The sequence below is a fragment of the Streptomyces sp. NPDC005955 genome, from assembly GCF_042871255.1.
In the GTDB taxonomy this organism is placed as follows: Bacteria; Actinomycetota; Actinomycetes; order Streptomycetales; family Streptomycetaceae; genus Streptomyces.
In genome coordinates this window covers 167,302-179,597 of record NZ_JBIAIF010000001.1, presented here as the reverse complement: position 1 = coordinate 179,597, position 12,296 = coordinate 167,302, and the positions used below count along the sequence as shown (strand labels likewise).

Genomic DNA, 12,296 nt, shown 5'->3' with positions numbered 1-12,296 from the left:
CGACGGGCCCGTCGGGGGGAGCCTTCGGCGGTACGTCACCGGGACGCACCGCCACCGTTCAGCTGGCGAGGGCCTGCTTCACCTGGGCGAGGCTCGGGTTCGTCATCACCACGTCGGAGCCGCCGCCACGGGGCGCGACCACGACCGTGGGCACCGTCTGGTTGCCGCCGTTCGCCGTCTCCACGAACTTCGCGGACTCCGGGTCCTGCTCGATGTTGATCTCCGAATAGCCGATGCCCTCACGGTCCATCTGGCTCTTCAACCGCTGGCAGTAACCGCACCACGTGGTGCTGTACATCGTCACAGTGCCCGGCATCTGTCTCCTGCTCCTTCGTGCCCAGGGGTGAGCCTCGGCGCCCGCCCGCACAGCAAGAACGTACGTGGCGGAGCCGCCATTCCCGCCGCCGGGTCGACCCCCCCCGCACGGCGAACCGCCCCCTGCTCCGCCGGGCGGGGGGCCGGCCCGGAACGGCGAGCGACCCGCACCCGCCGAACGGCGGGCGATCCGAACCTGCTGCACAGCGGGCACGGCGCCGGACGAGTCATACAAGTACGACTGCGATCGTCACCCTGTGGATAACTTCCGCGACCGGGTCGAGGGACCTGGCAGCATGGCGGGGTGACATCAGCAACGCACTCCACACTCTTCCCACGGGAACCGGGCCCCGGCCAGTTCCCGGCGCCGCCGCAGGGCGCCGACGCCGTGCTGGACGGGCTCGACCCCGAACAGCGCGCCGTCGCCACCGCCCTGCGCGGCCCGGTGTGCGTACTGGCCGGCGCCGGCACCGGCAAGACCAGGGCCATCACCCACCGCATCGCCTACGGCGTCCACGCCGGAATCCTCCACCCCGGCAGCATCCTCGCCGTCACCTTCACCCAGCGCGCGGCGGGCGAGATGCGCGGACGCCTGCGCCAGCTCGGCGTCCAAGGAGTGCAGGCCCGCACCTTCCACTCCGCCGCCCTCCGCCAGCTCCAGTACTTCTGGCCCAAGGCCGTCGGCGGCGGCCTGCCCCGCCTCGTCGACCGCAAGATCGCCATCGTCGCCGACGCCGCCGCCGCCTGCGGCATCCGACTCGACCGCAGCGAGCTGCGCGACGCCACCGCCGAGATCGAATGGTCCAAGGTCACCCAGACCGTCCCCGCCGACTACGCCGCCGCCGTCCACGCCGCCGGCCGGACCGCCCCCCGCAACCCGGCCGAGATCAGCCAGCTCTACAGCGCCTACGAAGACCTCAAGCGCCAGCGGTCCGTCATCGACTTCGAAGACGTGCTGCTGCTGACCGTCGCCGTCCTCCAGGACCGCCACGACATCGCCGACCAGGTCAGAAGCCAGTACCAGCACTTCGTCGTGGACGAGTACCAGGACGTCAGCCCCCTCCAGCAACGCCTGCTCGAACTCTGGCTCGGCGACCGGGACGACCTCTGCGTCGTCGGCGACGCCAGCCAGACCATCTACTCCTTCACCGGCGCCACCCCCGACCACCTGCTCGACTTCCGCACCCGCCATCCGGGGGCCACCGTCGTCAAGCTCGTCCGGGACTACCGCTCCACCCCCCAGGTCGTCCACCTCGCCAACGGCCTGCTCGCCCAGGCCAGCGGCCGGGCCGCCGACCACCGCCTCGAACTGATCTCCCAACGCGACACCGGCCCCGAGCCGCAGTACCGGGAGTACCCCGACGAACCCGCCGAAGCGGAGGGCGCCGCCCGCCGCATCCGCGACCTCATCGCCTCCGGCGTGCCCGCCAGCGAGATCGCCGTCCTCTTCCGCACCAACAGCCAGTCCGAAACCTACGAACAGGCCCTCGCCGACGCCTCCGTGCCCTACCAGCTCCGGGGCGCCGAACGCTTCTTCGAACGCCCCGAGGTCCGCGAAGCGGGCGCGGCCCTGCGCGGAGCCGCCCGCTTCGGCGCCAACGACAGCCTCCTCGACGACGCCGTCGACCTGCCGTCCCAGGTCCGGGCCGTGCTGTCGACCAAGAACTGGACACCCCAGCCCCCCGCCGGCTCCGGAGCCGTACGCGAACGCTGGGAATCCCTCGCCGCCCTCGTACGCCTCGCCGAAGACCTCACCCGGGCCCGCCCCACCGCGACCCTCGCCGACCTCGTCGCCGAACTCGACGAACGCGCCGGCGCCCAACACGCCCCCACCGTCGAAGGCGTCACCCTCGCCTCCCTGCACGCCGCCAAGGGCCTCGAATGGGACGCCGTCTTCCTCGTCGGGGTCGCCGAAGGAATGATGCCCATCACCTACGCGCGCACCCCCGCACAGATCGAGGAAGAACGCCGCCTCCTCTACGTCGGAGTGACCCGCGCCCGCCACCGCCTCCACGTCTCCTGGGCCCTCGCCCGCTCACCCGGCGGACGACCCGGCCGCAACGCCAGCCGCTTCCTCGACGGACTGCGCCCCGGCTCCACCGGCGGCGGCACCCGCACCGGCCAGCTCGGCCGCGGCGGCGTCGAACCCGGCAGCACCCCGGACGCCCCCGCCCCCGTCGCCCCGCGCCGCGCCCGCACCCCCGCCCGCTGCCGCGTCTGCCGCCGCACCCTGACCGACGCGGGCGAGATGAAACTGATGCGCTGCGACGACTGCCCCTCCGACATGGACGAGGGCCTCTACACCCGGCTGCACGACTGGCGCGCCACCCGCGCCAAGGAGACCGGCCAGCCGGAGTTCTGCGTCGTCACCGACAAGACCCTCATCGCCATCGCCGAGACCATCCCCCTAGATGAGGGAAGCCTCGCCCGCATCCCGGGGGTGGGGATGCGCAAGGTCCGCAGCTTCGGCGGCGAAGTCCTCGCCATCTGCGCAGGTCAGGAACGATCTCCAGAGGGAGATGACCACTGAGGCAAACTCGTCGGAAAAATAGTTTGCACATGCCCCGGCCGTCACCATAGGTTCTTAAGCACGGAAACGGGGGCTTCTCCGAAGCGCCCGATCCGTGCTGTACTTCATATCCGTCGGACCGGGCTCGACCAGGTCCCCCAAGACGCCGAGAGGAGGCGAATCCAGTGAGCAGCATCAAGACCCGCACCTTCGTCAGCACCGCCGTGATGCACGATCGCTCGGCCATCGCCTCCTGCCTGCCCGGCTTCTCGAACCCGGGGACAGGTCTGTCCGCCGCCGTCGCTCTGCGTCCTGAGCCCGTCCTGGTCGCCCGTGGCCTCGTGATCCGCGAGCGCTCCGGCCGACCGACCGAGGCACTGGAAGCAGTAGAGGCAGCCAAGGCACTGGCCTATGGCTTTACCGCGACCGGCGCCGAACTCGGCAAGCGGCAGTCGAAGCAGCACCACACGATGTGGGCCTTCCGTGGGCTCGAACCCTGGAGTCATCCAGCCTGATCCTCGATCAGGCCGGCGCCTTCAGGGCCGCGGAACCCCACCCGGGATCCGCGGCCCTTCTGTTTTCCCCGAGCGGGAAGACGGAGCGAAGGGGCCTCGGGACAACAGAACAACCCGGTACCAGCCTCCCCAGCCACCGCTGAGGGAGACAGCCACCGGCCGACCGGCCGGACCGAACCAAACGAGGAAGACACCCCGTGCAACTCGAAGCGCACGCTCCGTCAGCTCCGCCCTCGGACACGATCTCCCCGCCCGGCCCCACGAAGGACTCCACCGTGACGCCCCTCACCGCGCTCACCGCGCTCGACGACGCCATCGAGAACCTCGGCGTACCCGTACCGTGCCGCTCCTACGACCCGGAGGTCTTCTTCGCGGAGTCGCCGGCCGACGTCGAGTACGCCAAGTCGCTGTGCCGCACCTGCCCGCTCGTCGAAGCCTGTCTCGCCGGCGCCAAGGAGCGGCGCGAGCCGTGGGGCGTCTGGGGCGGCGAACTGTTCGTCCAGGGCGTCGTCGTCGCCCGGAAGCGGCCCCGCGGCCGTCCGCGCAAGAACCCGGTCAGCGCATGAAGACCCTCGGCACCATCGACCGCCCCCTCACGCACGACCCCCGGAAACAGGCCCCGATGACCACCACCCACGAGCCCGCCGGCTCCGCGCACACAGACTTCTCCACCATCACCGGCGTCGAAGCACGCCAGAACAGGAACCGAGCCATGCAACTCATCCCAGAAGCCCTGGCACGCGCGCATATGCGCGAGCGGCTTCGAGAGGCCGAGGCGGCCCGCCCGGCCGCCCGGATCGTCGCGGCCCGGCGCATGCAGCGCCGTGCCGAACGGGCGTCGATGCGGGCGCGCCGCGCGCTCGCCGTCGCCGTCATGCAGTAACGCGCAGTACCCCCGCATCCGGTGCGGCGACCACCACGGTCACCGCACCGGCACGGCACGCGGAACGCCCGCGCGGTCCGCTGAACACCCCCACGGCACGGCAACCCGCGCCGCGGCCCGCGGACCCCGCGGGGTTCGCGAGGCTTGCGGGATCTACGGGGGTGCGGGGCGTGCAGGACCTGCCGGGCCCACGGGGCCTACGGGGTTTGCCGGGCCGGCGGATATCTCTGCGTCACGCCGAACTCCACGTGGCGAACGGCACCCCGCGGCGGTACGCCCGGGTCCTCGCCGCCCGGGCGAGCAGCCGACAGCCGCCCGTAGAACGAGTGTGCCGTTCTCAGCCCGGAACCTGCGCACCACCCACCATCCCGCGGGGGCCGGTCCCGAACGGACCGGCCCCCGCGGGCAGTTGACGAACACGCCACACACCGACGCCCCCGCGACCCCACCCCGACCCGGCGCCCCCGCCGACAGCGCTGCGTCGCGGTCGGCCCACCCGCCACCGCGGAGATATCGTCGCCCGGTGGAACGTCAGAACATCGACAACCCCAGCGGCAGCGGTGCCCCCGACCGCACCAGCGACGCCGGCCCCGCGCCCGACACCCCGACCGCCTGCGCCCGCTGCGGCACCACCGACGGCGCCGCCACCACCTGGACCTGTTCCGTCGAGAACGGAGTCCGCCGCTACTTCTGCGACCGGTGCGCCCGGAACAACCTCAGAGCCATCGAGGGCCGCCTCGACTCACCCTGGTGGTGACCGGGCGCCCCGCGGTCAGGGCGAACCGGCCGGGACGGCCGCCTCGGAGACGTCCTCGTCCGGCAGGAAACCGGGCACCCACGCCTCCAACTCCGCACGGAGCCGCACCGTCGCACCGAGCTGGCACAACACACCGATCGTGCTGAGCGTCACCCGGTGGATCAACAGGTACGCCGGCGGCAGGTTCAACCGCTTGCCCAACTGGTACGCGGGCGACCGCGGATCGGCGATCCGAGCCGCCTGCGTCCGCATCCACTCCCGGGTGAACGTGAACTCGTCCACCTCGGCGGCCTCGACGATCGGCAACAGGTAGTCGACCACCCCCTGCGGGTCGAGCGCGATGTCCGCCTTCACGAAGCCCTCGTCACGCAACAACCGGTACACGGCCTCCGCCTCGCCGTCCAGCGTCATCCGCAGGGACTCGCCTATCGTCGCGGGCAGACCACCGGGCAACCGGTCCACCGTCCCGAAGTCGAGGACACCGAGCATCCAACCCCCGTCACCGTCCGGCAGCAGACGGAAGTTCCCCGGATGCGGATCGGCGTGCAGCAACCCCGTCCGGGCCGGGCCCGAGAACAGGAACCGGGCCAACAACTGCCCCGCACGGTCCCGCTGTTCCACCGAACCGTCGGCGATCACCTCCGACAGCGGAACACCCTCGATCCACTCCGTCACCAGTATCTGGTCGCACTGGTGGACCACCGCCGGCACCCACACGTCCGGATCATCGGCGAACTCCTCCGCATGGACGCGCTGCGCCTGCGCCTCCAGGCCGTAGTCGAGTTCCTCCTCGACCCGGTCACGCATCTCGGCGATCAGCGGCTTCACGTCCACACCCGGCAGCAGCGGCCCCAACATCTTCGCGAAGCGCCCCAGTTGCGTGAGGTCCGACAGCAGTGCCTCACCCGCGCCCGGATACTGGATCTTGACGGCCACCTCGCGCCCGTCGTGCCAGACCGCGTGGTGCACCTGACCGATCGACGCCGCCGCCGCCGGCTCGTCCTCGAACTCCTCGAACAAGTCGCGCCAGTCTTCCCCCAACCGCTCCACCAACACCCCGTGCACCGTGCGCTTCGGCATCGGAGGCGCGGCCTCCTGGAGCTTCGTGAGGGCGGCCCGGTACGGCCCCGCCACCTCTTCCGGAAGGGCCGACTCGAAGACGGACATCGCCTGCCCGAACTTCATCGCCCCGCCCTTCAGCTCACCGAGGACCTTGAACAGCTGGTCGGCCGTGCGCTGTTGCAGCTCCCGCCCCACGATCTCCGCGGACTTGCCGCCGATGCGTTTCCCGAGCCCCCACGTCGCGCGCCCGGCGATGCCGAGTGGCAGCGCGGCCAGCTTGGCGGTTCGGGTAACCGCCTTCCGGGGAAGATCAGACATACGCCCCTCCAAGTCCCAGACCGCCGTGCCGCGTACGGCGGCTACCGGGCCATTGTCTCGTGTGTCGCAGGTCGCCCGGAGGGGTGTTCCGCATGCGCGGCGCGGGCCGCCGCACCACACCGACACTCCGGGTGCGGCCCCAACGACCTCGCACGCCAGGCGAGACGCGGCAGCACGGCCTCCCAGCGACTGTCCGCACTCGCCGGAACCGTACCGTCCAGCACGGCCAACGCGTGCCCGGCGGCGAGCCCCGCCACAGCAGTGGCCAGTGTCACATCGCAGGGCGGGACGCGCTGCGCCGCCCCCGAACGCCACTGGGCCGACAAGCGCGGCCAGGCGGGGTCGTCCGCCAGCTGGTGCAACGCGAGGCACTGGGCGCAGGCCGTCGTCCCGGGCAACACCAACGGCCCCACCACCCCCGTACCCTCCACCACCCCCGCGTACAGGTGCGGGACCCCGGCCGCCATGAGCTCCGCCGCCGCTCCCGGGTCGGGTGCGTGGACGTCCACCCCCTCGCGCGGGGTCAGGAGCACCAGGGCGAGCGGCGGCTCAGGGGCGGGGGAGGGGCACGGGGCGTCGGGGGCACCTGGGATGTAGGGGGTGCCGGGGGCACCTGGGGCATCCGGGGCGTCGGGAGAACCCCGTCCCCCGGAAGGCCGTGGTCGGGGGCGCGGCCGTGAGCGGGGCCGCGGTGCCCGGTCCGGCCTGGCCCCGCGCACCGCTCGACGTGCGGAGTCCTCGCGCCGCTCGCCCACCGCATCGGGACCGTGTCCACCCGGCCCCACCTCCCAGGGCGCGACCCGGCCCCCGTCGCGCACGTCCACCAGCCCCACCCCCGCCGCCGCCAGCAGCGAGGCGATCACGGCACCGGTCCGCCCCGCACCCCGCACCTGAACCCGCGCCGTGCCGCGCGCCGCGAGGGCACGCATCGCCGCGCCCGCCCCGGGTCGGGTCACCGTCAGCGAGGCGTGATCGGCGCGGAGGCGGTCGACGACGGTGCCGCGTCGGCGCAGCACCTCGACCGAAGGGCCGCCGCCGGTCGTGTCGTCCAGGAGCCCCGCCTCGGCCAACTGCTCCACGACGGCATCGGCGCGGCCGTCGGGCAGCCCCAGCCGCCGGGCCTCCGCACGCAGGAGCACGCGTCCCCGGGTGCCGTCGAGGAGGGCCAGGAACGAGGCGGTCGCCGGGTCGAGGGGGCCGAAGGTCAGCGCGTGCGCCGGAGCCACGCCGCACTGAACGGTGCGCAGGTCACGCCAAGCGCGTCGGAGGGCGGGCTTCAGCAGGGGGTGCGCGGGCATGACGGGTGCTCCTTGGGCGGTGACGGTCGAATTTGGTTCGCGCTGTTCTGGGGGGGCTCCCCCCTCCCCCCCCAGCCCCCTCCCCACCCACACCCCCACACCCGCCGTCCTGCCGCCGCCGCCCCGCGAGACGGCGGCCCGTGCGTCGGCGACCCGGGCGCCGGACCCAGGAGCCCGAGCACCCGACCAGTGGTCGTGTCCCCGTGCCCCGGGTCCGGCCCCGAGCGCGGTCCCGAACGGAGGACCGCACCGGCGGAGACCCCCGTGCTCCGCCGGTGTGTTCAATGATGCGGAATCGGGGGCGGGGGTGCAGAAAGTTATCCACAGGCGGGGGGATTCTTCATACCGGCTCGACGCTGAGGGAGTGGATCAACGGGGAACCGACCCGGGGTCGGGACTTCTCACCGGTGCAACGGGTAACGTCGTGGCGTGCCCGTCGACCCCTTGCACAGCGCCGGACAACCACCGCGCAGTACGACGAGCCGCCTGTCCGGCGGCTCGCGGGCGAGCGCGGTCGAGGTGCGCAGGAGTGCGCGTCGACGGCGTACGGTCTCCGCGTACCGGGAGGGCGACCGCACCGTGGTGCTCATCCCCGCGCGGATGTCCGAGGCGGAGGAGCAGCGGTGGGTGGGCGTCATGCTCGACAAGCTCGCCGCGCAGGAGAGCAAGCGGCTGCTCGGGGACACGGAGCTCGTCCAGCGCGCGGAGCGCCTGTCGGGGCAGTACTTCGACGGTCTCGCGCGACCGCTGTCCGTGCGGTGGGTCACCAACCAGAACACCCGTTGGGGATCGTGCACGCCTTCCGAGGCCAGCATCCGACTCTCGCACCGGCTCCAGGGGATGCCCGAGTACGTCGTCGACTACGTGTTGCTCCATGAGCTCGCGCACCTGCTGGTGCCGGGGCACGGCCCGGACTTCTGGCGATTGCTGGAGGCGTACCCGAGGACCGAGCGGGCCCGCGGCTATCTCGAAGGAGTGGTCGCCGCCGACCGGCTCCCGTACCGGCCCGTGACGTCCGAGGAGTGACACCCCCGGCCCGCTCCCCGACGGCCCCGCCGGACGTCCCCATCGACGCACCGCCGGGCGGAGCACGGAACGCGGTACGGGTCGTGGTACGGGTCGGAGCGCGGGCGCCGGACGAGTGATCGTCCGGTGTGCCGTTGCGAATGCGGTTGTGTACCGGGTCTGTACCGGGATGCTCCGATCTCGGTGTTTGCGGTTAGCCTGGCGCGACGTACACGCATCCGGGATGGGGGACGGTCGTAACGCATGGCCAGGGAATTCCAACGGGGCCACAAGGCCAAGATCAGTGATCTCACCGCGGGTACCGATCTGTACGTCGGCGTGCAGATAGCCGCGCCGGGGTTGACCTTCGACATCAGCTGCTTCGGGCTCGACGCGAAGGACGAACTGTCGGACGACCGGTACTTCGTCTTCTTCAACCAGCCGAAGAGCCCGGAGGAAGCGATTCAGCTGCTCGGCCCGCAGGCCGGGGACACCGAGTCGTTCCGGGTCACGCTGGAGAAGATCCCCCCGGCCGTCCACCGGCTGTCGTTCACCGCGGCGATCGACGGCGCCGGCCAGATGTCGCAGATCGCGCCCGGCTACCTCCGTATCGTCGCGGGTGGCGAGGAAGTCGCCCGGTACCCGTTCGACGGCACCGAGTTCACGACGGAGCGCGCCGTGATGCTCGGGGACCTGTACCTGAAGGACGTGTGGCGCTTCGCCGCCGTCGGGCAGGGGTTCGACGGCGGGCTGGACGCGTTGCTGCGGAACTTCGGCGGCGAGGTCGCCGAGGAGGAGCCCGCCGCCCCCGATCCGGTGCCCGGGTTCGCACCCCCGACCCAGGGCCAGCCGGCGCCCGGTTTCGCGCCCCCCGCAGCACCGGCCCCCGCGCCCGGGTTCGCACCGCCCGCGCCGGCACCCGCACAGGCCGCAGCACCCGCACAGGCCGCAGCACCCGTACCGCCCGTGGCCGTGCAGCCCGCGGCAGTGCCGCCGCCCGCTCCCGCAGCGGGCTTCGCGCCGCCGCCGGGCGCGACACCGCCCCCGCAACCGGCGCCCCCGGTCCACGCCGCGCCGACGATGGCCGCGCCGTTCGCCGCGGCCCCGCCCGGACACACCCCGCCGTCGGCCCCGCCGCCCCCGGGATATCCGCAGCCCGGCGCGCCCCAGATGCCGGCGCCGTCCGCCCCGCCGCCCCCGGGCTACGGTCACCCGCAGGCACCCCACCAGGCCCAGGCACCCCACCAAGCCCAAGCCCAGCCCCAGGCTCCGCACCAGGCCCAGGCTCCGCACCAGCCCCAGGCGCCGTTCGTCGCCGGTCAGCCCTTCGCCGCCGGGGCGCCGAGCGCGCAGGCCGCCACCCCGGCGGGTGTCGCCGCCGGACTGCAACGCTTCAACGAACTCGCGACCGGTCAGCGCTGGACGATGCAGAGCGAGAAGCTGGCCCGGGTGGACCTCGCCGCCGGAGGCGGTGGCGTGCTCGCCCGACAGGGCAGCATGGTGCTGTACCAGGGCAAGGTCGACTTCAGCCACAAGAGCGCCGGCTTCGTCGGCCGTGCCGTCGGCAGCGGCACGGGCCAGGAGATGCAGCTGATGCGCTGCACCGGCAAGGGGCAGGTGTTCTTCGCCGAGGAGGCGTCGCACCTGCACACCATCGAGTTGCAGGGGGACGCGGTCTGCGTCTCCGCGGAGAACGTCCTCGCCTTCGACGAGACGCTCCAGTACGAGGTCCGCCGCATCGAGGGGCACGGCATTCCGGGCGGCGCCCTGTTCACCATGCAGTTCCAGGGGGCCGGCACCCTGATCGTGAAGACGCACGGCGTCCCGGTCGTCCTGCCGGTCACCCCGAGCACCTTCGTCGACTGCAATGCGCTGGTCGCCTGGTCCGCGGGCGCCCAGGTGATCGTCACCAGTCAGGTGCGACTGCGGTCGAACCGCTCGGCGGGCTCCACGGGTGAGGGCGTGAACCTCCAGTTCCGCGGCGCTCCCGGGAACTTCGTCGTCGTCCAGCCCTACGAGGCCTGAGGGAGCCCGTCATGATGGACCAACACTTCCCGGGCTTCGCCCCGGCCCCCGCCGCCCCCGTGGGCGTCCGCATGGAGAACCACGGCAAGCACATGGTCAAGGTGGCCCTCCAGACCGGGCAGGACGTCTACGCCCGGGCCGGCTCGATGGTCGCCTACGACGGATACGTCCAGTACGACGGAAGTCCGCCCGCGCTGCGCCAGCAGGCCCGGGAGTGGGCGACCGGTGAGGGCGCCCCGCTGATGCGGTGCTTCGGCGACGGGCTGCTGTACCTCGCCGACTACGGTGCCGACACGGTGGTGCTGAACCTGGGCGGCGACGCGATCTCGGTCAACGGCAGCAACCTCCTGGCGTTCGACGCCCACCTCCAATGGGGCGTGGAGAAGGTCAAGGGACTCACCCGGCTCGCCGGCCAGGGCCTGTGGAACGTCACGGTCGGCGGTCAGGGCTGGGTGGCGCTCACCTCGCGCGGCACGCCGATCGTCGTGGAGTGCGGCCGGGGCGAGGACGAGACGTACGTCGACCCCGATGCACTGCTCGCCTGGTCCCCGAACCTCAAGGTGAAGGGCAAGCGCAGCTTCAAGGCCGGGGCGCTGGTCGGCCGGGGCAGCGGCGAGGCGTTCCAGATGGCGTTCTCCGGGCAGGGCATCGTCGTCGTCCAGCCCAGCGAGGACAGCACCGACCGTCTCCGTATCCGGGGCTGAGGGGAAGCGCACACCATGCAGAGCCCGCTGTTCGCCCACGCGGACAACCAGACCGGGGAGCGGTACTCGCTCCAGAACCCGCAGCTGCTGCGGGTCGCCCTGACGGGCCGGGACGACGTCCTCGCCCGCAAGGGGTCGATGGTCGCCTACCAGGGGTCCATCGAGTTCGACGCCGAGTACCAGAGCGGCCAGGAACGCCGCCGTCGCCGACAGACCGGTGAGGGTCTGGACCTGATGCGCTGCCAGGGCGAGGGCACCGTGTACTTCGCGAACCTCGCCCAGTACGTCCACCTGGTCGACATCGAGTCGGACGGCCTCACCGTCGACAGCTCCTACGTCCTCGCCCTGGACTCCACGCTGAACTTCCAGGTCATCGCCGTGGACAGCCAGTACGGCATCTCGGGGACCGGGAAGTACCAGCTCAACATCACCGGCCGGGGCAAGGTCGCCCTCATGACCTCCGGCGAGCCGCTGATGTTGCGGGTGGGGCGCGAGAGCACCTCGATCAACGTCGACTCGGACGCGATCGTCGCCTGGTCCGCCGGGCTGCGGGTCCAGATGCAGGCCCAGACCCAGTCGAGCACGGCGCGCAGCCGCCGCGGCAACACCGGGGAGGGCTGGGAGCTCGGCTTCCAGGGCGAGGGGTACGTCCTCGTGCAACCGAGCGAGTTGTTGCCCCCGCAGAACGCGCGGATCGGGTCCGGTGTCGCCGCGCAGTTCGGCATGGGCGACCGCGGCTCCCACGGCCAGAACCGCGGCAACGACTGGAACTGACCGCCCGGCCGCGCATCCCGGGCCGGTCGCCGAGCGGGGCGTGTGTGACGGGACGGTGACGGCCGAGCCCCGCAACGGTCGTCGTCCCGTCACACACCTTGCTCGGCGCGGTCACGCCCACCTGTGAGCAT

Annotated in this window: 12 protein-coding genes; 9 read left to right on the top strand and 3 right to left on the bottom strand. The window is 72.4% G+C overall.

What is annotated here, in order from left to right; all coding sequences use genetic code 11:
• Positions 1 to 58 precede the first annotated feature (58 nt).
• On the bottom strand, positions 59 to 316 hold the full coding sequence (locus ACFYOU_RS00745) for a mycoredoxin (protein ID WP_385494564.1): 258 nt from the start codon (positions 314 to 316) through the stop codon (positions 59 to 61).
• A 303-nt stretch (positions 317 to 619) separates the two neighbouring features.
• Here ACFYOU_RS00745 and ACFYOU_RS00740 point away from each other — a divergent pair, with 303 nt between their 5' ends.
• The 5 genes from ACFYOU_RS00740 (at position 620) to ACFYOU_RS00720 (ending at position 4,979) form a co-directional block, all read left to right on the top strand.
• Positions 620 to 2,845: an ATP-dependent DNA helicase UvrD2 gene (locus ACFYOU_RS00740; RefSeq protein WP_389765206.1), complete on the top strand. Its 2,226-nt coding sequence runs from the start codon at positions 620 to 622 to the stop codon at positions 2,843 to 2,845.
• A 206-nt stretch (positions 2,846 to 3,051) separates the two neighbouring features.
• Positions 3,052 to 3,339: a hypothetical protein gene (locus ACFYOU_RS00735; protein ID WP_391303754.1), complete on the top strand. Its 288-nt coding sequence runs from the start codon at positions 3,052 to 3,054 to the stop codon at positions 3,337 to 3,339.
• Between the two features lie 197 nt (positions 3,340 to 3,536).
• A complete protein-coding gene (locus tag ACFYOU_RS00730) occupies positions 3,537 to 3,905 on the top strand; it encodes a WhiB family transcriptional regulator (protein ID WP_362369541.1) in 369 nt (122 codons plus the stop codon).
• The gene (locus ACFYOU_RS00725) at positions 3,902 to 4,222 is read left to right on the top strand and encodes a hypothetical protein (protein ID WP_385494562.1); all 321 of its coding nucleotides are present in this window, start codon (positions 3,902 to 3,904) and stop codon (positions 4,220 to 4,222) included. Before ACFYOU_RS00730 ends, ACFYOU_RS00725 begins: the two co-directional genes overlap by 4 nt.
• 523 nt (positions 4,223 to 4,745) lie before the next feature.
• Positions 4,746 to 4,979: a hypothetical protein gene (locus ACFYOU_RS00720; RefSeq protein ID WP_391302411.1), complete on the top strand. Its 234-nt coding sequence runs from the start codon at positions 4,746 to 4,748 to the stop codon at positions 4,977 to 4,979.
• A 15-nt stretch (positions 4,980 to 4,994) separates the two neighbouring features.
• On the opposite strand, the gene ACFYOU_RS00715 is transcribed toward ACFYOU_RS00720, so the two are convergent.
• Together ACFYOU_RS00715 and ACFYOU_RS00710 are read right to left on the bottom strand one after the other, a co-directional pair.
• Positions 4,995 to 6,359, bottom strand: coding sequence for an ABC1 kinase family protein (locus ACFYOU_RS00715; RefSeq protein WP_389765211.1), 1,365 nt, complete (start codon positions 6,357 to 6,359; stop codon positions 4,995 to 4,997).
• 41 nt (positions 6,360 to 6,400) lie between these two features.
• Positions 6,401 to 7,657: a ThiF family adenylyltransferase gene (locus ACFYOU_RS00710; RefSeq protein ID WP_391302409.1), complete on the bottom strand. Its 1,257-nt coding sequence runs from the start codon at positions 7,655 to 7,657 to the stop codon at positions 6,401 to 6,403.
• 429 nt (positions 7,658 to 8,086) lie between these two features.
• Between ACFYOU_RS00710 and ACFYOU_RS00705 the strand changes: the two genes are divergently transcribed.
• The 4 genes from ACFYOU_RS00705 to ACFYOU_RS00690 all read left to right on the top strand — a co-directional run bounded on the left by ACFYOU_RS00705 (position 8,087) and on the right by ACFYOU_RS00690 (position 12,165).
• On the top strand, positions 8,087 to 8,683 hold the full coding sequence (locus tag ACFYOU_RS00705; RefSeq protein ID WP_389765215.1) for a M48 family metallopeptidase: 597 nt from the start codon (positions 8,087 to 8,089) through the stop codon (positions 8,681 to 8,683).
• A gap of 243 nt (positions 8,684 to 8,926) precedes the next feature.
• Positions 8,927 to 10,687 carry a TerD family protein gene (locus ACFYOU_RS00700; protein ID WP_391302406.1) on the top strand — a complete coding sequence of 587 codons (1,761 nt, stop codon included), beginning with the start codon at positions 8,927 to 8,929 and terminating at the stop codon, positions 10,685 to 10,687.
• A 14-nt stretch (positions 10,688 to 10,701) separates the two neighbouring features.
• Complete coding sequence (locus ACFYOU_RS00695) at positions 10,702 to 11,391, top strand: AIM24 family protein (RefSeq protein ID WP_389765310.1); 690 nt, start codon at positions 10,702 to 10,704, stop codon at positions 11,389 to 11,391.
• A gap of 15 nt (positions 11,392 to 11,406) precedes the next feature.
• Positions 11,407 to 12,165: an AIM24 family protein gene (locus tag ACFYOU_RS00690; protein WP_391302404.1), complete on the top strand. Its 759-nt coding sequence runs from the start codon at positions 11,407 to 11,409 to the stop codon at positions 12,163 to 12,165.
• The last annotated feature ends 131 nt before the right edge of the window (positions 12,166 to 12,296 follow it).